At 66.4% G+C, this 19825-nt stretch carries 15 protein-coding genes and 1 pseudogene; 5 read left to right on the forward strand and 11 right to left on the reverse strand.

All coding sequences use genetic code 11. The features are described 5' to 3' along the window. Nucleotides 1-14: 14 nt before the first annotated feature. From leuB to ACQKIE_RS17390, 9 genes and pseudogenes are all read right to left on the reverse strand, one after another. The gene (gene leuB, locus ACQKIE_RS17350) at nucleotides 15-1079 is read right to left on the reverse strand and encodes a 3-isopropylmalate dehydrogenase (protein WP_427461441.1); all 1065 of its coding nucleotides are present in this window, start codon (nucleotides 1077-1079) and stop codon (nucleotides 15-17) included. Next, nucleotides 1076-1672: a 3-isopropylmalate dehydratase small subunit gene (leuD, locus tag ACQKIE_RS17355; RefSeq protein WP_427461443.1), complete on the reverse strand. Its 597-nt coding sequence runs from the start codon at nucleotides 1670-1672 to the stop codon at nucleotides 1076-1078. The genes leuB and leuD overlap by 4 nt, the downstream gene beginning before the upstream one ends. Next, nucleotides 1669-3084: a 3-isopropylmalate dehydratase large subunit gene (gene leuC, locus ACQKIE_RS17360; RefSeq protein WP_427461445.1), complete on the reverse strand. Its 1416-nt coding sequence runs from the start codon at nucleotides 3082-3084 to the stop codon at nucleotides 1669-1671. Before leuC ends, leuD begins: the two co-directional genes overlap by 4 nt. Next, a complete protein-coding gene (locus ACQKIE_RS17365) occupies nucleotides 3081-4028 on the reverse strand; it encodes a branched-chain amino acid transaminase (protein ID WP_427461447.1) in 948 nt (315 codons plus the stop codon). The genes leuC and ACQKIE_RS17365 overlap by 4 nt, the downstream gene beginning before the upstream one ends. A gap of 51 nt (nucleotides 4029-4079) precedes the next feature. Next, a pseudogene (locus ACQKIE_RS17370) lies at nucleotides 4080-5267 on the reverse strand (2-isopropylmalate synthase); the annotation flags it as partial. Between the two features lie 396 nt (nucleotides 5268-5663). After that, the gene (thrC, locus tag ACQKIE_RS17375) at nucleotides 5664-6941 is read right to left on the reverse strand and encodes a threonine synthase (protein ID WP_427461449.1); all 1278 of its coding nucleotides are present in this window, start codon (nucleotides 6939-6941) and stop codon (nucleotides 5664-5666) included. Nucleotides 6942-6943: 2 nt separating this feature from the next. Beyond that, nucleotides 6944-7894 (reverse strand): homoserine kinase, encoded by a 951-nt coding sequence (locus ACQKIE_RS17380; RefSeq protein WP_427461548.1) that lies wholly within the window; start codon nucleotides 7892-7894, stop codon nucleotides 6944-6946. Further along, nucleotides 7888-9036, reverse strand: a complete 1149-nt coding sequence (locus ACQKIE_RS17385) for a homoserine dehydrogenase (protein ID WP_427461451.1) — start codon at nucleotides 9034-9036, stop codon at nucleotides 7888-7890. Before ACQKIE_RS17385 ends, ACQKIE_RS17380 begins: the two co-directional genes overlap by 7 nt. A 335-nt stretch (nucleotides 9037-9371) precedes the next feature. Next, nucleotides 9372-11363 carry a bifunctional 2',3'-cyclic-nucleotide 2'-phosphodiesterase/3'-nucleotidase gene (locus ACQKIE_RS17390; protein ID WP_427461453.1) on the reverse strand — a complete coding sequence of 664 codons (1992 nt, stop codon included), beginning with the start codon at nucleotides 11361-11363 and terminating at the stop codon, nucleotides 9372-9374. 180 nt (nucleotides 11364-11543) lie between these two features. Here ACQKIE_RS17390 and ACQKIE_RS17395 point away from each other — a divergent pair, with 180 nt between their 5' ends. From ACQKIE_RS17395 to ACQKIE_RS17405, 3 genes are all read left to right on the forward strand, one after another. Next, entirely contained in the window at nucleotides 11544-12581 is a 1038-nt protein-coding gene (locus tag ACQKIE_RS17395) for a glycerophosphodiester phosphodiesterase (RefSeq protein ID WP_427461455.1), read from the forward strand. 93 nt (nucleotides 12582-12674) lie between these two features. After that, nucleotides 12675-14195 carry an amino acid permease gene (locus tag ACQKIE_RS17400; RefSeq protein ID WP_427461457.1) on the forward strand — a complete coding sequence of 507 codons (1521 nt, stop codon included), beginning with the start codon at nucleotides 12675-12677 and terminating at the stop codon, nucleotides 14193-14195. A 682-nt stretch (nucleotides 14196-14877) separates the two neighbouring features. Further along, nucleotides 14878-16644, forward strand: a complete 1767-nt coding sequence (locus ACQKIE_RS17405; RefSeq protein WP_427461459.1) for a hypothetical protein — start codon at nucleotides 14878-14880, stop codon at nucleotides 16642-16644. Between the two features lie 84 nt (nucleotides 16645-16728). Here ACQKIE_RS17405 and ACQKIE_RS17410 read toward each other — a convergent pair whose 3' ends face one another. Then, nucleotides 16729-17373, reverse strand: a complete 645-nt coding sequence (locus ACQKIE_RS17410) for an outer membrane protein (protein WP_427461460.1) — start codon at nucleotides 17371-17373, stop codon at nucleotides 16729-16731. 239 nt (nucleotides 17374-17612) lie between these two features. Continuing rightward, nucleotides 17613-18245: an outer membrane protein gene (locus ACQKIE_RS17415; protein WP_427461462.1), complete on the reverse strand. Its 633-nt coding sequence runs from the start codon at nucleotides 18243-18245 to the stop codon at nucleotides 17613-17615. 211 nt (nucleotides 18246-18456) lie between these two features. Between ACQKIE_RS17415 and ACQKIE_RS17420 the strand changes: the two genes are divergently transcribed. Next, a complete protein-coding gene (locus ACQKIE_RS17420) occupies nucleotides 18457-18963 on the forward strand; it encodes a hypothetical protein (protein ID WP_427461464.1) in 507 nt (168 codons plus the stop codon). 111 nt (nucleotides 18964-19074) lie between these two features. Continuing rightward, complete coding sequence (locus ACQKIE_RS17425; RefSeq protein ID WP_427461466.1) at nucleotides 19075-19779, forward strand: glutathione binding-like protein; 705 nt, start codon at nucleotides 19075-19077, stop codon at nucleotides 19777-19779. Nucleotides 19780-19825: the final 46 nt, after the last annotated feature.

Genomic DNA, 19825 nt, shown 5'->3' on the forward strand with positions numbered 1-19825 from the left:
GATCTTCTTCGTGGTCATGCGGCCTCCGCTTTGGCGGTGCAGGCATCGAGGACGGCGCGAGTGACGGCATGGGTGGTGGCACTGCCGCCGAGATCGCGAGTGAGGTTGGCGTGCTCGAGTACGTGGTCCACGGCGGCTTCCACGACGGCGGCTTCCTCGGCAAGGCCGAGCGAATGGCGCAGCAGCATGGCGGCCGAGAGGATGGTGCCCAGCGGATTGGCCACCGATTGCCCGGCGATGTCCGGCGCCGAGCCGTGGATCGGCTCGTACACGCCGGCGCCCGGTCCGCCGATGGAAGCCGACGGCGACAGGCCCAGCGAGCCTGCCAGTACCGAGGCCTCGTCGGTGAGGATGTCGCCGAACATGTTCTCGGTGACGATCACGTCGTATTCGGCCGGACGGGTCAGCAAGTGCATCGCCATCGAATCGACCAGCTGGTGTTCCAGCTCGACATCCGGGTAGTCGGCGGCGACCCGCGTGGCCACCGAGCGCCACAGGCGCGAGGTTTCCAGCACGTTGGCCTTGTCCACCGAGGTGACTTTCCGCCGCCGGGTCCGGGCCAGCTCGAAGGCGTGGCGCAGGACGCGCTCGATCTCGGCGACGCTGTAGCGGCATTCGTCCGTGGCGTCGCTGTCGCTCCGCGTCTTCGCCCCGAAGTAGATCCCGCCCGTGAGCTCGCGAATGAAGACCAGGTCCACGCCCTTCGTGCGCTCCGCCTTCAGCGGTGACAGCGCGGCGGTGCGTGGATGCAGTTTCAGCGGACGCACGTTGGCGAACACACCGAGCAACTTGCGCATGGCGAGCAGGCCCTGCTCCGGGCGGACGCTCGCATTCGGGTCCGACCACTTCGGGCCGCCGACCGCTCCGAGCAGCACGGCATCCGAGGCGAGCAGGGCGGCGCGGGTATCGGGGGGCAGCGGGTCGCCGAAGCGGTCGATGGCGTCGCCACCGATGGCGTGCTCGGTAAAGGTGAAATCGTGGCCGAAGCGCTGCGCGACCTGGCGCAGCACGGCGACGCCGGCAGCGGCCACTTCCGGGCCGATGCCGTCGCCGGGAAGTACGACGATCGAGGCCTTCATGCGGCTTCCTCCGTGCGTTGTTCATAGGCGGCGATGTCGCGTTCCTGCTGCAGCAGGAACCCGAGCTGGTCCACGCCGTTCAAGAGGCAGTGCCGCGAGAAGGCATCGAGGTCGAAACGGACCACCCCGCCGTCGGGCAGACGGATCGTGCCTTCGGCGATGTCGATGCGCAGCTCGACGCCCGGGTTGTCCAGCAGCCAGCGGTGTTCCGCTTCACTGACGACGATGGCGACGAGGCCGTTCTTCAACGCGTTGCCGCGGAAGATGTCCGCGATCTCGCTGGAGATGACCGCGCGGATGCCGTAATCCAGCAGCGCCCATGGCGCATGCTCGCGGGACGAGCCGCAACCGAAGTTGTGGCCGGCGACGAGGATGCTGCAGCCGCGCGCCTGCGGCGCGTTCAGTGGGAACGCCGGGTCGTCGCTGCCATCGGCGGCATAGCGCCAGTCTTCGAAGCAGTGCCGGCCGAGGCCGGTGCGCTCGGTGGTGGTGAGGAACCGCGCCGGGATGATCCGGTCGGTGTCGATGTTCTCGTTGCGCAGCACCGCCGTGCGGGAATGCACGTAAGCGAGCGGACGGCTGGTGGGACTCATGCGGCAGCTTCCTGGTTCATGTATTCGCGGGGATCGGTGACGCGGCCGGCGATGGCCGAGGCGGCGGCGACGAGCGGACTGGCGAGCACCGTGCGCGCGCCTTTGCCCTGGCGGCCTTCGAAATTACGGTTGCTGGTGGCGACGACGAGCTGCCCCGGCTGTGCCAGGTCGCCGTTCATCGCGATGCACATCGAGCAGCCTGGCTCACGCCACTCGGCGCCCGCGGCGCGGAAGATCTCGTGCAGACCCTCCCGTTCCGCGTCGCGCCGCACCTGCTCGGAGCCCGGAACCACGAGCATCCGCACGGTGCCGGCCACGCGTCGACCGCGCAGGATCTCGGCGGCGGCGCGCAGGTCGGAGAGCCGGCCGTTGGTGCAGCTGCCGATGAACACGACATCGACCGCCTCGCCGGCGATCGGCTTGCCTGCGGTGACCTGCATGTAATCGAGGGCGCGTTGCTCCAGCGCATCCGCCGCGGCGGGAACCGGCGCATGGATGGGAACGACCATGCCGGGATGCGTGCCGTAGGTGACCGACGGCTGGATGGCCGAGGCGTCGATACGCACCTCGCGGTCGTACGACGCGCCCTCGTCGCTCGGCAACGTCCGCCAATGCGCGACGGCGCGGTCCCAGGCCTCGCCCTTCGGCACGCGCTCCCGGCCGGCCAGCCAGCTGAAGGTGGTTTCGTCGGGCGCGATGAGGCCGGCGCGCGCGCCGGCCTCGATGGACATGTTGCACACCGTCATGCGCTCTTCCATCGACAGCGCACGGATGGCTTCGCCGGTGTACTCGATCACATGGCCCGTGCCACCGCCGATGCCGATGCGCCCGATGATGTGCAGGATGAGGTCCTTGGCGGTGACGCCCGTCTGCAGCGCGCCGTCCACATGGATGGCGAAGGACTTGGGCTTGCGCTGGAGCAGGCACTGCGTGGCCAGCACGTGGCCGACCTCGGTCGTGCCGATGCCGAACGCGAGCGCACCGAAGGCGCCGTGCGTGGCGGTGTGGCTGTCGCCGCAGACGATGGTCATGCCGGGCTGCGTCGCACCCACTTCCGGGCCCGCCACATGCACGATGCCGCGCTGTGGGCTGTCCCAGCCCATGAGGTCGATGCCGAACTCATGCACGTTGTCCTCGAGCTTCGCGACCTGCGCCTCGGCTTCCTTCGTGTAGTACGGGCGCTTGCCCGCCGCATCCGGCGGCAACGTCGGCGTGGAGTGGTCCAGGGTGGCCAGCGTGCGATCGGGACGACGCACCTTCAAGCCACGGCCGCGCAATTCATCGAACGCCTGCGGCGAGGTCACCTCATGGACGAGGTGCAGGTCGATATAGAGGACGCCCGGCGTACTTTCCGTTTCCGCCTTCACCTGGTGCGCGTCCCACAGCTTGTCGAACAAGGTACGAGCGCTCATGCGGCGACCCTCCCCGCGGTGGCGTCTTCGACCGGTGTGAGCCAGCCCCATCGATCCTCCGTGCGCCCGTCGAACAGGCCGAAGAAGTCCTGTTGCAGCTGTCGCGTGATGGGTCCGGGACGACCGGTGCCCACCGGCTTGCGATCCACCGAGCGCACGGCGGTCACTTCCGCCGCCGTGCCGGTCATGAAGACCTCGTCGGCGAAATACAGCATCTCGCGTGGCAGGGGCTGTTCGACGACGTCGTAACCGCGCTCCCGTGCGAGGGTGAGCACGGTGTCGCGCGTGATGCCGCAGAGGATGGACGACGCGGCGGGCGGCGTATGGATCACGCCCTTGCGCACCACGAAGAGGTTTTCGCCTGCGCCTTCGCTCAGCAAGCCGTCGGTGCCGAGCGCGATGCCTTCGGCGAAGCCGCCGTTCACCGCCTCACGAGCGATCAACTGGCTGTTGAGGTAGTTGCCGCCGGCTTTCGCACCGCTGGGATAGGTGTTCGGCGCGGCGCGATTCCACGACGAGACACAGACGTCGACGCCTTTCTCGATCGCGTCGGCCCCGTGGTAGGCACCCCACGGCAACGCGATGACCGCGACATCGACCGGCGTGTCCAGCGACGGTGCCAGGCTGAAGGTGAAGCCGCTGCGGAAGACGATCGGCCGTACATAGGCGGAGCGCAGGCCGTTGGCGACGATGACTTCGCGACAGGCGCGATTGATCGTGGCCGCGTCGTAAGGCATGACGAGGTCGTACACGCGCGCCGAGTGGAACAGGCGCTCGGTGTGTTCTTCCAGGCGGAAGTAGCGCGGACCGTCTGGTGTCGCGTAGACGCGCACGCCTTCGAAGACGGAGGATCCATAGTGCAGCGCATGCGCGCCCACGTGGACGGTGGCGTCGGCCCAGGCCTTGATGCGGCCGTTATGCCAGAGGTGCGTCGGGGCTTCCATGGATACTCCTTAGGACTGGACCGCGACGGCGGCGGTCTGGTGATAGTTCTGGTGCTTGTCCATCAGCGCGACGAGGTCATCGTTGGTGATGGAGCGCTGCCTGTCTGTCAGGTTCTTGAAGCTCTCGAAGACGGCGTCGAGCGTGGGCTCGTCAATCTCGAACTCCAGCTCTTCCAGCCGCTGGCGCAAAGCGTGACGGCCCGAATGCTTGCCGAGGACCAGCGAGGTCTTGGCGCCTACGTCCTGCGGCCGCATGATTTCGTAGGTGCCGCGGTGCTTCAGCATCCCGTGCTGGTGGATGCCGGACTCATGGGCGAAGGCGTTGTCGCCGACGACGGCCTTGTTGCGCGGTACCGCCTGCCCGGTGACTTCCGCGAGCAGGCGCGATGTCGGGAACAGGCGCTGGGTCACGATGCCGGTATCGACGCCGAAGAGGGGCCGACGCGTGTGCAGCGCCATCACGACCTCTTCCAGGGCGGCGTTGCCCGCGCGTTCGCCGATGCCGTTGATGGTGCATTCGACCTGGCGCGCGCCCGCCGCGATCGCGGCGAGGCTGTTGGCGACGGCCATGCCGAGGTCGTCGTGGCAGTGGGTCGAGAAGATTGCCTTGTCCGCTCCACGCACGTGTTCGCGCAGGTAGGTGAACATGCTATGGATTTCGGAAGGGGTGACGTAACCGACGGTGTCGGGCGCGTTGAGCACGCTGGCGCCGCATTCCACGGCAACGGAGAAGATCTCGGCGAGGAAATCGGGTTCGGTACGGAGGGCGTCTTCGGCGGAGAACTCGACTTCGTGGGCGAGGGCACTGGCGCGCCGGATGGCCGCGGCGGCGATGTCGATGACTTCCTGCCGGCTTTTGCCGAGCTTGTGCTCGCGATGCAGGGGAGAGGTGGAGAGGAAGAGGTGGATCCGGGAACGCCTGGCGCCTTGCAGTGCCTTGCCCGCGCTGTCGATGTCGACGTCCTGACATCGTGCCAGCGCGGCGATCGTGGGTGTTTTCAGCGTCCTCGCTATCTCCGCCACGGCCGCGAAATCGTCGGGCGAGGCGTGCGGGAAACCGGCCTCGATGATGTCGACACCCAGTTCTTCCAGGGCGTGCGCCATGCGCAGCTTGGCGCGCCGGTCCATCGAGAAGCCCGGGGCCTGTTCGCCGTCGCGCAAGGTGGTGTCGAAGATGCGCACGCGTTCGCCTACGTCGCTCTCGACGGCGTCCGTGTTGCCCTGGTGTGCTGGATTCATGTCTGGCTCCGCTCGTGAATGAGGCGGGCCGGGCAGTAAAAAACCCCGCATCCGTTACCGGGTGCGGGGTTCTTTGGGAGTCTTCAGGTTTGCTTCTTATTTCACCTGGACACTTGCCCTCAGCCCGCACCTCCGCAGGTAATAAGTACAAGGTTAATAAGAAGGAGGCCGCTGCCGAGACGCAGCTCAGCGCAGACCGACGTAAGTCGGTTCAGGGCAAAGCGGCCATGGGTGTTGCGCTGCGTCATGTGATCGAACGTAAGTCAGTTCGTTGGCGAGTGTCAACACTTACGTTCGAAACTTATTTCCTAGGACGTCTGGACGGCTAAACGTGGGAATCGGTGGTTTGCAGGCGCAAACGGCCCCCGTACTGGGCTGGGCGCAAGTGGTATCGCGTCACCATCCACGCAGCCAATCAGCGAACGTGCGGCCGTCCGCGGCCATGGGCTCGGCCGATGCGGGTCGCAGAAGCATCGCTTCCAGTACCTCCGGTACCTCCACACGCCGACCGATGAGCGGTTCGACGATGCTCTCGAACTTGGCCGGATGCGCCGTCGCGGCGATCGTCCACTCGCGGCGGTCGCCGGCAAGGCGAAGGCGCTCGAAGACGCGGACCCCGGCGGCGGTATGCGGGCAGAAGACCTCGCCGTCGCTGGCGGCGTGGCGGTGGATGGTGGCGCGGATCTCCGCGTCGTCCACGCTTTGGGCCTGACCGCTCCGGCGCGTTGCCTCATCGCTGCCGAAAAGGTGTCGCAGGCGTTCGAAATTGCTTGGCGCACCGACATCCATCGCATTGGCGATGGTGGACACCGCGTCGCGCGGGCGGTAGGGCAGGCCGGCGTAGAACTCCGGCAGCGTGTCGTTAGCGTTGCAGGCGAAGACGACGTCCCCGATCGGGAGGCCCAGCTCACGTGCCCATAGGCAAGCGATCGCGTTGCCCAGGTTACCCGTGGGAACGATGGTATGCATGCGGCCGTTCGCGTGCAGCGACGCATGACCGAAATACGCCATCTGAGGCAGGAGTCGCCCCAGGCTGATCGAGTTCGCGGAAGACATCGGTACCGCCGCCTGGAGATCGGCATCGCCCAGTGCCCCCTTCACCAGGCGCTGGCAGTCGTCGAAGCTGCCTTCGACGCGCAAGGCGCGCACGTTGTCGCCGAAACTGCCCAGCTGGTGGGCCTGGCGTGGCGACACCCGGTTGTCGGGGTAGAGGATGGCCACACGCATGCCCGGCACGCGATGGAACGCGGCACCCACGGCCGCGCCGGTATCGCCGGAGGTCGCGACCAGGATCGTCAGGGGGCGGTCGGCCGCTCCGCGCAAGCGGCGCAGGCAGGCGGCGAGGAAACGCGCGCCGAAGTCCTTGAACGCCGCCGTCGGGCCGTGGAAAAGCTCCAGGAGGTGTGCCCCGTCGATACGCAGCTCACGCCGGGGCGCCGGAAACGCGAACGCCTCGGCGCAGATGGCGGGCAGTTCGGGCGCAAGCGCGTCGCCCTCGAAGAAGGGCTCGAGCATGCGCACGGCGGTGCCGGCGAGATAGCCGTCCAGCGGAGGCGCACCGATGCGCGGCATGCGTTCGGGCACGTAGAGACCGCCATCCGGCGCGAGGCCGGCGGCTATGGCGGCGGAAAGTCCCACGGGCGCGGCACCACCGCGCGTGCTGACATAACGCATGCTCACAGGAGACGGGCAGCCGGGCCGTCGATCGGTGCGACGAGGGCATCGCTGCCATGGCCGGCCGCCGCGAAGGCTCCGCGCATGTCACGCGACGCCGCCTCGGCCGAGGCGCGGTCCGCGAACCACCCGAAAACGCTGGGTCCCGCGCCGGAAATGCTGGCACCGAAGGCGCCATGGTCGAGCGCGGCCTGCTTCACCTGGGCGAAGCCCGGTATCAGCGGTGCGCGCCGCGGTTCCACCAGTACGTCGGAAAGACCTTCCCGTAGAAGCGCCGCGTTGCCCGTGTAGCAGCCGGCGAGCACCAGCGCGAGGTTCGTGCTCTGCGCCACGAACTCGTCGAGTGCGTAGTGCCCGGCCAGCGCCGCCCGGGCCCGGCGTGTTTCAAGTACCACGTGTGGGTGCACGAGCGCGCAGTGCCACTCGGCGGGCACGGGGATGCGCACGAGGCGAGCGTGGGTGGCGAGCACGAGCCCGCCGATGAGCATCGGCCCCAGGTTGTCGCCATGCCGGCTGCCGCTGGCGACGACTTCGCCGTCGAGCGCGAACGGATACAGGGCTTCGCGCGGCAGTGGCTCGTCGAGCAGTGCGTTCGCGGCGACGACGGCGGCCACGACGGACGCCGCCGAGCCACCCATGCCCGAGCCGAGCGCGATGCCCTTGTGCAGGATGAGTTCGAAGCCGAAGGGCAGGTCGAGGCCCCGCATCATCGACAGCAGCGCCGCGCCGGCGGTGTTGGCGGGCGCGTCGTGCGGCAGGTCGGTGACGACGCCGCGTATCGCGGCGATACGCACTTCCCGCTCGGGTATGCGGCGCACTTCCGCGCGATCGCCGGCACCCGCCACGGTATGCCCGAGGATGTCGAAGCCGATGCCGACGTTGCCGACACTGGCGTACGCCTCCGCGACGGCGAGATCCGTACGGACGAGCGACGAGGATTCTTCTTTCAGCATGCGCACCGTTTTACTCCCATCGCGCCCGCCACGCGCAGCAGGTCGGCGAACACCGCCGCCGCCGTGACGTCGGGACCGGCACCCGGTCCCTGGACGACCAGTGCATTGTCGCAGTATCGGCGGGTGGTGAAACGGACCACATTGTCGCTGAGGCGGGCATGGGCGAAGGCATGATCGGGTGCCACCGCCTCGACGCCGACCGAGGCCTTCCGGCCGTGCAGCCGGGCCACGTGGCGAAGGACGCCACCGGCCGCGCGCGCCTGGGCAAGCAGGGCCGCCATCGGCGCGTCGAGCGCCTCGAGGTGGTCCATGAACATCTCGCGGTCACCGTGAACCAGGGCGTCAGGCACGAGCCCGCCGATGCGCACATCCTCGAGCGAGAGCGGCAGCCCTGCCTCGCGGGCGAGGATCACGAGCTTGCGCGCGACGTCCATGCCGGACAGGTCGTCCCGTGGATCCGGCTCGGTGTAACCCAGGGCATGCGCTTCGCGAACCAGGGCGGAAAAGGGGAGGGAGCCATCGAAGCGATGGAACAGCCAGGCCAGGGTGCCGGAGAGCATGCCCTCGACGGACACCAGTTCATCGCCGGTGTCGAGCAGGTCGCGAAGCGTATGCACTACCGGAAGTCCGGCACCGACCGTCCCCTCGTAGTGCAACCGTGCGCCGCTCGCTCCCGCCGCCGCGCCGATTCGCCGCCAGCGTTCCAGCGGGCCACTGGCGGCGCGCTTGTTCGGCGTCACCACGTGGATGCCTGCCGCCAGCCAACCCGCGTAACGGTCGGCGACGAAGTCGCTGGCGCTGCAGTCTGCAAGCACGGCGGGGCCGCCGCCATCGCCTGCGACGTATGCCGCGAATTCGTCGAGTTCCGCCGGGCGCCAGGTCTGCGCACCATGCGTGCGCCCATTGAGGGCCTCGTCGTCGCAGTCCAGCCACATGTGGCGGCTGTCGCTCACCGCGCGCAGGCGTAATTCGAGGCGGCAGTCGCGGAGCAGGCGTGGTGCGGCAAGCCGCAACTGCGCCAGCAGCGCGCTGCCCACCTTGCCGGGGCCGACGATGCCGACGTGCACGACGAACGGCGGCGCGACCGCGCGCACGGGCGCGGCACGCAAGGGCGAACAGGGTGGTGCGATGGCGATGGACATGGCAAAAGCCTCCGGTAAGAGGCCCTTCACATCGCGTCAGGTGGAGTCGGCTTTGAGCTTCGGCGCCGGTCCCGTCCTGCGGGAGGTCGGGGCCGGCAGCGACAAGGAACTAGGCGCGCGCGAACTCCGATCCTCCGACCAGGGTAGTGGTCGTGGTAGTCGTCGTCGCGGTGGTGGACAGGAACGCGGGCGTGCCGGCCGGAAGGGCCGTGATGGAGCGCAGCGCTGGCGTGTTCGAATACATGGCCCGACGTTAGGGCCAGGCCGAGGGACGTGTCAAGCGCCCATGGCCCGGCCATTCGGCCTATAGGAGCGCGTTTCCCACGAGTAGGAAATCAGCGCTTCGACAAGTCCACGGCGTACACCGCGGTGCCGTCGCCGTTGTCGCGCAGCTGACGGATCGGGAGGCCCAGCGATGTCGCGAGGTCTTCCTTGCCCGCGGCCGACGTGAAGATGACGGGACCCTTGACGTTCACCGGCGCGAATCGCCAGGAACGCTTCTCCACGTCCTTGCGGGTGAGGCTTTTCTTGCCCTCGACCCACTTGATAACCACCTCGCGATTGCCATCGGGCGCGCTCAGCACGATGTTGTCGCCGCTCATGCCGGGGAATTCGCCGCCACCACTCGCGCGATAGTTGTTGGTCACCACGATGAACGACTGCGCGGCCTTCACCGGCTTGCCCTTGTAGCGCAGGTTGCCGATGCGCTGGCCCTCGGGCTTCGACACATCGATGGTGTAGGTGATGCCACCTTGCATCTGGTCGAAGTTGTAGCCCGGCAGCTTGCCGATGAGGTCCTGCTCGCCGTCCTTCGCCGGATCGATGCGATTGAAACGCGTGGCCGCTTTCTCTAGCCACGCCTTCACGCCCGCGCCGTTCGTCTTCACCGCGGCGAGCGTGTTCGGGTAGAAATAGAGGTCCGCGGCGTTCCGGATCGTCATCGGGCCTACTGGCACGTCGGTGAAATCTTCCGGTCCGCCGAAGCCGGTGCGGAAGGCGGAAGCGGACGACAGGATCGGTACGTCCTTCAATTCGGGACGGCTCCGAGCGAGTTCCTCGCGTGCGTAGTCGATCTGCGCGGCATTCACGACCGCCAGCGCGGACATGTTGCCCTCGTCGGCGAAATAGCTGGTCAACGCATGATCCGTGGCGCCGATGGGCGTATTCACGTAAGCGATCGCGGCCTCGTGCGCGTCGCGCACGATCGGAGCGATCGCGGGGTCTGGCGCCACGCATTCGTTCTTCTTCGGACAGATCGGACGCACCTGGCTGTGGCTCTTGTCCTTCTCCACGACCCAGCGCCCGTTCTCGCGGCGCAGCGTCATGTTGATCACGCCGAGGTCCTTCCCGAAGAAGCCGCCCATCACGGCCGGCACGCCGCGAACGATGCCGCGTTTCGCGTCCACGTCTTTCATGTCCGCGTAGCGCGGCCCGGGAAACTCGGTATGCGAATGTCCGAGCAGCAGCGCGTCGATGCCGGGCACGCCGGCGAGGTACCAGCCGCCGTTCTCCATCTGCGGCGTGTACGGTGCCGTGTTGAGGCCACCATGCAGGATCGCGACGACGAGATCCGGCTTTTGCGCGAGCACGTCCGGCATATAGCGATTCGCCGCTTCGACGACGCCGGCGACGGTGACCTTGCCGGCCAGGTTGCGCTTGTCCCAGTCGAGGATCGGCGGCGGGGTGAAGCCGATGATGCCGATCTTCAGCGTGGCGGACGCGGGCTTGCCGTCGCTCCCCACCGCGGTGACCGTCTTGCTCACGATGGTCCACGGCTTGAAGATCGGCTTGCCGTCGCGGGCGCTGTACACGTTGGACAGCACGAGGGGGAACTTTGGACCGGCACACTGGCGCGCTTCGACACCGTCCACGTTCATCGCGGTGTTGGTGACCTGCGCGAGGAAGGGGAGGCCGTAGTTGAACTCGTGGTTTCCGGCGGTGCCGCCGTCGTAGCCCACCGCGTCCATGGCCTTATAGATCGCCAGTTCCGAGTCACATCCCAGCGGCTTGACCAGCGCCTGGTAATCGGCCAGAACCGTGCCCTGGATCGTGTCGCCGCTATCGAACAACACCGTGTTCGGAAACTCGGCACGCGCCTGGCGGATCAGCGTGGCGACCCGCTCGTAGCCGAGCGTCGGATCGTCCTTCTGCTTGTAATAGTCGTAGGACAGGATGTTCGAATGGACGTCGGTGGTTTCCAGGATGGCCAGGTCGAGCGTCGCGCCGTCACGCACGGCGCCGGCCGGGGCGGACTTTCCGGCGGGAGCGCCAGCACACGCGGCGAGCAGGGCGGCCGAAAGCGCGGCGAGGGCGAAGGGCTTGAGCATCGTGGTGTCCGGTGGGAACGTGATCAGGGGCGCGAAACTAGCAGAAACGCATGACGTTACCTACCGCGACCCAGGCGGTCCACCTACACGCCACCTAAGTCCATACCGGCGAGAAAACTTACGATGAAGCCGTTTGCCCTATCCTCGTGCGCCTTGGTCTTCATCCTTGGAGCGTTCCCGATGCCCACGCCCGCCGCACCGGTGGCGCCCATCGCCGCGAAGGTTCTCGTCATCGGCCACCGGGGTGCGAGCGCCCTGCGACCGGAGCACACGCTCGCTTCCTATGCGGTCGCGATCCATGACGGCGCCGATGTCATCGAGCCCGACCTGGTATCGACCAAGGACGGGGTACTCGTGGTCCGCCATGAGAACGAGATCGGCGGCACGACGGATGTCGCCGCGCATCCGGAATTCGCCGCCCGGCGCACCACGAAGACGGTCGATGGCGCCGGGGTCAGCGGCTGGTTCACCGAGGACTTCACCCTGGCGGAACTGAAGACGCTGCGGGCCCGCGAACGACTCGGCGCCGTGCGCAAGGCGAGCGCGGCGTACGACGGGCAGTTCGACGTGCCCACCTTCGACGAGATGATCGAGTTCGTCGCCGCGGAGGCGTCCGCGAGCGGGCGCGTCATCGGCATCATTCCGGAGATCAAGCACTCCACGTATTTCCGCGGGATCGGCCTGCCCATGGAAGACAAGGTCCTGGCGACGCTCGCGGCCCACGCCTATACGCGCACGGCGCCGGTCGAGATCCAGTCCTTCGAAGTGGGCAATCTCACGTACCTCCGCGGCAAGCTCGGGAAGGACCACCCGAACGTGCGCCTGCTCCAGTTGCTTGACGCCTCCGGCGAACATCCTGCCGACGCGCCGGCGACGACGTATGGGCAAATGATGACGCCAGCCGGTCTTAAGGCGATCGCTAGCTACGCCGATGCCATCGGTCCGTCCATCCGCAGCATCATCCCCCTCGGCGCCGACGGTCGCCTCGCCCTGCCGACCTCCCTGGTGCGCGACGCCCATGCGGCGGGACTCGAAGTCCATCCTTATACCTTTCGTCCCGAAAACCGCTTCCTCGCCAAGAATTTCCGTAACGGTGCCGACGACAGCCGTAACGAGGCGGGGTCGGTGGCGGAGATACGCGCCTACCTCGCCGCCGGCATCGACGCCTTTTTCACCGACGATCCGGCATTGGGGCGCAAGGCTGTCGACGGGCGGTGAGGCCACGAGCGGGAACATCGGCGATCGGGGTCTGACGACACTCCAGGGCCGCCCCGCTATGATCGCCCGTCAGCCAGCCCCAAGGGTCTCCCGATGTCGTTAGCGAAATTCATCCGTCATAAGTCCGTCGAACAGCTCCAGGCCGAGGTCGGCCAGCGCAAGGACTTCCGGCGGGTGCTGGGCCTGTGGCAGCTCACCGCGATCGGCATCGGCGGGATCATCGGCGTGGGCATCTTCGTGCTGGCGGGCCAGCAGGCGGCGCTCAATGCCGGCCCGGCGGTGGCGCTCAGCTTCATCATCGCCGGCTTCGGCAGCGCCTGTGCGGCGCTTTGCTATGCCGAGTTCGCCGGCCTGATCCCCGTGACGGGCAGCGCGTACACGTACGGTTACGCGGTGTTGGGCGAAGGGGCGGCCTGGATCATCGGCTGGGACCTGCTGCTCGAATATGCCCTCGTCGTCGCCGTGGTGGCCATCGGGTGGTCGGGCTATGTGCAGGTGCTGCTCGCCACGGCCGGCGTGCACCTGCCGGAGTGGGCGCAGAAAAGCATGAGCGCCGACACCATGAAGTATTTCTGGCAGCAGGCCCTCGGCTCGATCGGTGTCCACTCTGCCAGCCCGGTGGCCGCGCCCACGGACGCACACCGCTTCAACGTCATCGCCGCCGGTATTTCGCTACTCGTCGCCATCCTCCTCTCGGTAAAGACCGAATGGGGCGCGCGGCTCAATACGGTGATCGTCGGCATCAAGGTCCTGGGCGTCGCGCTCGTGATCGGCGTCGGCGCGTTCTTCATCAATACCGCGAACTGGCACCCCTTCATCCCCGAGCGCATCTTCGACGACAAGGGCGTGGGCCACTTCGGCTGGCACGGCGTGCTTACCGGCGCGAGCGTGGTTTTCTTTGCCGTGTTCGGCTACGACACGTTGACCACCGCCGCTGAAGAGGCGCGCAATCCGCAACGCGACCTGCCGCGCGCCGTGCTGCTGTCGCTCGCCGTGGCGATGGTGCTCTATATCGCCGTGTCGCTGGTGCTCACCGGCATCGTGCCCTATGCCACGCTGAGCGGCGAAGCGTCGGTGTCCGACGCATTCAATGCGATCGGCCTGCCGTGGATCAGCAATGTGATCGCCGTTGCCGCGGTGATCGGCGTCATCAGCGTGCTGTTCGCCTTCATGCTCGGCGCAGCGCGCATCTGGTTCGCGCTTTCACGTGACGGCCTGCTGCCGGCGTGGTTCGCGCGGGTGCATCCGCGCTTCGGTACACCCGCGCGTCCGACGATGATCCTCGGCATCTTCACCGCCATCGTCGCCGGGCTGCTTCCGATCGGCGAAGTGGCCGAGCTGGTGAACATCGGCACGCTCAGCGCCTTCATCCTCATCTGCGCATCGGTGCTGGTGCTGCGCGTGCGCAAGCCGGACCTGAAGCGCAACTTCCGCACGCCGGCTGTCTGGTTCGTGGCGCCGCTGGGCATCCTGTTCTCGCTGGCGCTCATCTGGGGCCTGCCGTGGATCACCTTCGAGCGCTTCGCCATCTGGATGGCGCTCGGGCTGATCGTCTACTTCACGTATGGCGTGCGGCACAGCAAGCTGAACCGAGAAGGTTCATCGGCAGAATGAAAGAAACGACCTACACGTAAACCGGACTTGACCTAGGGCGTGTGTCGAGGCCCGTGCCTACCCTTGTGCGGATTGTCCTGACAATCAGGGACGCATAAGGAGATGCATCGTGCTGAGTCACAAGAGGGTCATTGCCGCGGCGCTGCTGTGCATGGCGGGTAGCGCATCGGCTGCCGAGGGGAACGCCACATGGGTCGTCGAAGAATCCACTGATGGGCGGCGGCAACTGGTCGTGTCTCTATCGCGACCCATGCCCAAGCGTAGTGCCAGGGAAGTCGTGGTAGCGGACGGCGTTGAGTTGCCGGCGAGGGTATCCGCGGGACGTCGGCGATTGGTGGCCGCGGTAGCCGACGACATGTCCGGAACGTTCTCCCAGGTCCACGCGAGTTGGGCCGGCCACTCGCTGCTTACTGAGCGCAAGGATGGCCGGCGCATCCGGCGAGACGTACCGGTACGTCCGCCCCCGTCGCCAGCCCCTCGAAAAGATATCCGGTTGGATCCCAATAGGCTGGGTCCGTGGAAAGTACGCCGGGCGGACTACGATTTTGGGGACGAGGTAGTGCCCATCGCGCCGCTCGCCGCGAAGGGCGAGTTGCGCGCCGCGGTCTACATGCCTCGCGGTAGCAGCAGGCGACATCCTGTCGTCGTTTTGTTGCATGGGCAACACCCCACGTGTTGGCCCGTGGACGATATCGATGTGCAAGGGACCGTTTGGCCGTGTCCTGCCCCGTCCATGCCGGTTTCGAGCTACCAAGGCTATGCGGGCGCAGGCGAGCTCCTTGCCAGCCATGGATACGTCGTGGTTTCGATCTCCGCCAACGGCATCAATGCCCTGGACGTGGAAGAGGTCGGCGGCGATCAGTACATCGCGCGCGGGGAACTGGTCCTCCAGCACCTGGACTTGCTGCGCAAGGCCAATGCGGGCCGAGTGGAATCGCTACGCGCATTGCATGGACGGCTCGATATGCAAAGGATCGGACTCATGGGGCATTCACGTGGCGGCGAAGGCGTTGTGCGTGCCGCTTTGCTCAACGCCGAGCGTGGCTCGCCGTTTGGTATTCGGTCGCTAATGCCCCTGGCGTCCGTGAACGAGCGAAGCAGTATTCCGGGGGTGCCAATGGCGTCGGTGCTTCCCTACTGCGACGGCGATGTCTCCACCCTGGAGGGTCAGGCCTTCGTCGATGATGGCGCGCACGCATTCGGAGATTCCGCGCTCCGCACCACCGTCTTGATGATGGGTGCCAACCATAACTTCTACAACAGCGTCTGGTCGGAAGAGGGGCATGGTGGTGACGACGTGGAGCTCGCAAGCGATTTTGCCGACGACGCGACCTGCGGTGTCGGTCGCTCCACGCGACTCACCCAGGCTGAACAGGAGCATCTCGGGGCTGGGTACATGGCGGCGTGGTTCCGCCTGACCTTGGGGCGGGAAGGCCGCTTCCTTCCCCTGTTCGACGGCACGTCCGCGAGCTTACGCGGGCTCCCGCGTGCCGACGTGCGATCCGTTCCCGTGCTGCCGAGCGAAGATCGCCTCGATGTCTTGACGGCTGCCCTGCGTCTGGGTGACTGGCGTGCCGGGGGCGGTGTCCAGGCCCGCTGGTGCGCGGAGGCGGCGGTGGACATTGACGATTGCCCTCGCAGGGAAGAAGAGGCCATCGATGTCCGCCAGCCGCATTGGTCGAGCGGCTTGGGCGAGAGCGGAACGATGCTCCGGGTCGACTGGGCTGGCGCGGGAACGTTGAGCGTCATGTTGCCCCGGCAATCGCGCCGTACCGGCCGGATGGAAAGGCTCAGCATGCGTGTCATGACGGGGCTGAGCGCTCCGGGCGGCATGCGTCTGACGCTGCATGATCGCTGGGGGCGGCGGGCGAGCGTTCAACTCGATGCCCAAGCACACGCAACGCTCGGCGCGCTCCCCGAAGTCAATGGGATAGGGACGTCATTGCTTCAGGCCGTGCAGGTGCCGCTGGCCAGGTTCCGGGGAATCGATCTGAGGCACCTGCGGCGGTTGGATATCGACCGCGAGGAGCCGGGTACGCTTTTCCTGACTGACGTGGCATTCACGCGTTCTTCGGTCGGCATGGCCCAGCACGCGTCTCACTGGCCCGGCATCGCGGTCGAAAGTCAGCCTCCAATGGATTCGCGGGGGCCGTCCGAGCGTCAGGACGTGCGGGTGACCGCTACGCTATCCGGACGCCAGTCATACCCTGTCACCGTCAACGTGAGACTGGGCACGGACTCGCGCGCCGTGACCGTTCCGCCCGGCAATCTATGCGCGGGAACATCGTTGCAGTTCGCTCCGAGCGTCGATCCGGATGTCGATGAGAGCATGGCGTTCATCGCATCGGGTAACAGCAGTGGCGGTTTCACTAGTAACAGGCAGATTCCCGTCGGCCCGGCGGGCGTGCGGAATGACGGGAGAACCGCCGTGGTATGTCGCGAGGAATGATGGAAGGGGCGGGAGCCTCGCTCTCGCCCCTTCCTAGGATGCGCCTGGGTTGATAGGAGGCGGCGCGCCGCCTCCGGCCCGTCGTCAGAAGCGGTACTCGACGCCGGCGTTGATCGTGCTGCCGCCGGAGCTCACCTTCTTTCCGTTCTTCGCCTTGAACGTCGTCGTGGCGTAGCGCGTGCCTTGCAGGGTCAGGTCCAGGTGATTGGTCAGGGCGTAGCCGACGCCGACGCCGATGTACTGGGTACCTCGCGTGGCGGTCTCCCTGTTACGCCACTTCTTGCTACCGGCCTCGCGGGTTTCGAACACCGCCACCGAGTACGCGATGCCGGCCCGTCCGATCAGGGAGAACTCTTCAGTCACGTTCCATTTGCCGTTTGCGCCGAGGAGCCATAGCGCATTGCCGAAACGGGTCTGCGCACCCGGCTTGCCGTTGGCGGACGACGCTCTTTTTTGTTCGCCCCGGCCGAGCCCCGTCAAGCCGCCCTCGACGCCCAGTGCGACGTTGTTGGAAAGCCCCCAGCGATAGCCTGCCAGGAGATCGATATTGCGTGCTTTCCTGTTGTCGTATTTTCGGATGTCGCCACTTTGGCGAACCTTGCCCATACCGAAATGAATGAAGGCGCCACTCGGCGACGTTCCGTTCGGGGCCGCGTCGGAGGCGGCTGCGGCGAAAGACGTGAGAGAGGTTGCGGCTGCGACGGCGGCAGCGAGTAGTAGCTTCTGCATGACATGTCCTTGTGTCGAAAGTGTTGCCCGCAACGGAAGGGGTGCGGGAGGCAAGAGTCTATGTGCGTGAAAAGCCAATGGCATGCGCTAGCCACACAGCGCGACATTCCCCTACACGAAGTGACGGCAAACGGTTTATCGCTCCGTCTGCCCACGGTGGAATCGGGCAATGCCCGCGGTGGATACACTGTCGGGAAAGTCGTCGGACCGGAATGAGCGCCCCGGCAATCCGGAGCGCATCAGAAGCGATATTCCATGCCGGCGTTGTACGTGGTTGCACTCCACCCGAGTCCGATCTTGCTTGAGCGCTTCGTCCTGATGGATTGGCTACTGTAGCGAGTGGCCTGAAGCGTCAGATCGAAGTGCTCCGTCACGGCGTAGCCGATGCCAATGCCGAAGTACGGCGTGCGGCTCTGGATGGATTCCCGTTGCGTCGCCCTCTTGCTTCCGGCGGGGCGATGCGAGAAGCGGGTTTTGACATGGGCGATGCCGACTCGGCCGACCAGGGAAAGTTGCTCGGTCAGGCTCCACTTGGCGTTGACACCGGCCAACCAGGCGCTTGCCTGCATGAGGTTCTGTGTGGCCCACAGCTTCTTGCCGACCGCCGGAAACCGGTGGTCGACGGAGCCGAGCTGAGCGAAGCCAGCCTCGCCACCCAACGCGAAGTCACGGCCCAGGCCCCAACGATAGCCACCCAGGAGGTCAAAACTAGCGCCTTGCTTTCCGTTGAACGGCTTGACCCCAGTGACATAGCGCGTCTTGCCCATGCCTGCGTGCACGAATGCCCCACTGCTGGCATCGGCGGCAGGCGCTGCGAACGAGGCGAGGGAAGAGGAGAGCGCGACCGCGGTCGCGAACAATAGTTTTTGCATGACATGTCCTTGTGTCGTAGGGCGGCCGCCGATTGGATGAACGCGGGCCGGCCCGAAGTCTACGTAGGCACGAGAGCCATAACAGTCTGCCCTGCGACGGGGCGACATCCCCTTACGCGTTGTAGAGGAAGGCGCCTTATGTTCATGTCCGCGCTACGCCATAATGCGCCGCCGACGCGTGGTCGGCGGGAACACGTCAAGGGAGACGATAGTGGGGAAGTGGACCTATACCGCGCTGTTCATGCTCGCCGCTGCACCGGCGGCGTTCGCCGCTGACAGCGTGACCGTGCAGAAGCCCGTTAGCTTCGATGAAGATGCCGATGTACCGAAAGCGGTTCTCGACGAGTGCAAGCTCGAGAACGAGTTGCCTGACGCCGTTGCGACGAAGGCGAAGGAGTCCGGTATCGCCATCACGTTCGCCGACAAGGTCTCCGAGAGCCAGGCCGGCAAGGCGCTGCGCATGGAAATCAGTGACGTCATAGCGGATGGCAATGCCTTCATCGGACACCGCAAGGCGATGACCGTGAAGGGCAAGCTTTACCAGGACGGCGCCGTCGTCGCCAGCTTCAAGGACCGCCGCACCTCCATGGGCGGTGCCTTCGGCGGTTTCAAGGGCAACTGCGCCGTGCTCGTTCGCACGGCAAAGGCCATCGGCGAAGACGTGGGGCAGTGGCTCTCCGCGCCGAAGATGGATGCGAAACTCGGCGACCTCGAGTAACTCGTTCCAAGCGGACCGGCGTGCCTTCCTGGCCGCCGGTCCCTGCGGCACATTGAATAGCGGCACGGCGCCCCTTACTTTCGAAGCTTTCCGGCTCGAGAAACGCCCGCCATGTCCGATCTTTCCGCTTTCCCGATCACGAAGCGCTGGCCCGCTGCGCACCCCGACCGCATCCAGCTCTATTCGCTCCCGACGCCGAATGGCGTGAAGGCCTCGATCATGCTCGAGGAGCTGGGGATTCCGTACGAGGTGCACCTCGTCGACATCGGCAAGAACGAAAGCAAGCTACCCGAGTTCGAATCGCTGAACCCGAACGGCAAGATACCGGCGATGATCGATCCCGTCGGTCCGGAGGGCAAACCGCTGGGGCTTTTCGAATCGGGCGCTATCCTGCTGTACCTCGCCGAGAAGACCGGTCGCTTCCTGCCCAAGGACGCGGCAAAGCGATGGGAAACCATCCAGTGGGTGTTCTTCCAGATGGCCGGCATCGGCCCGATGTTCGGCCAGGTCGGTTTCTTCAACAAGTTCGCCGGCCGCGAGTGGGAGGACAAGCGTCCGCTGGAGCGCTACGTCAGCGAGACGAAGCGTCTCCTTGGCGTGTTGGACCGTCAACTCGACGGCCGCACCTGGATCGTCGGCGACGACTACACCATCGCCGACATCGCAACGCTGGGCTGGGTCAACAATCTCGTGACTTTCTATGGCGCTCGCGAACTCGTGGGTTTCGACGATTTCCCGAACGTCATCGCCTGGCTCGAGCGAGGCATGTCGCGGCCGGGTGTCGAGCGTGGGTTGAAGATTCCGTCACGGACCTGAGGCGATCGGATTGAATACGGGAGCCGCCGCCGCGGCTCCCGAGCCT

The sequence above is a fragment of the Luteibacter sp. NPDC031894 genome (assembly GCF_050273135.1).
Taxonomy (GTDB): Bacteria; Pseudomonadota; Gammaproteobacteria; order Xanthomonadales; family Rhodanobacteraceae; genus Luteibacter.

Bases quoted from the DNA above. Each gene is read 5' to 3' on its own strand.
- ACQKIE_RS17365 (WP_427461447.1), bottom strand. From the start codon at position 4,028: ATGGAAGCCCCGACGCACCTCTGGCATAACGGCCGCATCAAGGCCTGG.
- thrC (WP_427461449.1), bottom strand. From the start codon at position 6,941: ATGCGTTATGTCAGCACGCGCGGTGGTGCCGCGCCCGTGGGACTTTCC.
- ACQKIE_RS17390 (WP_427461453.1), bottom strand. From the start codon at position 11,363: ATGCTCAAGCCCTTCGCCCTCGCCGCGCTTTCGGCCGCCCTGCTCGCC.
- ACQKIE_RS17380 (WP_427461548.1), bottom strand. From the start codon at position 7,894: ATGCTGAAAGAAGAATCCTCGTCGCTCGTCCGTACGGATCTCGCCGTC.
- leuD (WP_427461443.1), bottom strand. From the start codon at position 1,672: ATGAGTCCCACCAGCCGTCCGCTCGCTTACGTGCATTCCCGCACGGCG.
- leuC (WP_427461445.1), bottom strand. From the start codon at position 3,084: ATGAGCGCTCGTACCTTGTTCGACAAGCTGTGGGACGCGCACCAGGTG.
- ACQKIE_RS17415 (WP_427461462.1), bottom strand. From the start codon at position 18,245: ATGCAAAAACTATTGTTCGCGACCGCGGTCGCGCTCTCCTCTTCCCTC.
- ACQKIE_RS17425 (WP_427461466.1), top strand. From the start codon at position 19,075: ATGTCCGATCTTTCCGCTTTCCCGATCACGAAGCGCTGGCCCGCTGCG.
- ACQKIE_RS17400 (WP_427461457.1), top strand. From the start codon at position 12,675: ATGTCGTTAGCGAAATTCATCCGTCATAAGTCCGTCGAACAGCTCCAG.
- ACQKIE_RS17385 (WP_427461451.1), bottom strand. From the start codon at position 9,036: ATGTCCATCGCCATCGCACCACCCTGTTCGCCCTTGCGTGCCGCGCCC.
- ACQKIE_RS17410 (WP_427461460.1), bottom strand. From the start codon at position 17,373: ATGCAGAAGCTACTACTCGCTGCCGCCGTCGCAGCCGCAACCTCTCTC.
- ACQKIE_RS17395 (WP_427461455.1), top strand. From the start codon at position 11,544: ATGCCCACGCCCGCCGCACCGGTGGCGCCCATCGCCGCGAAGGTTCTC.
- leuB (WP_427461441.1), bottom strand. From the start codon at position 1,079: ATGAAGGCCTCGATCGTCGTACTTCCCGGCGACGGCATCGGCCCGGAA.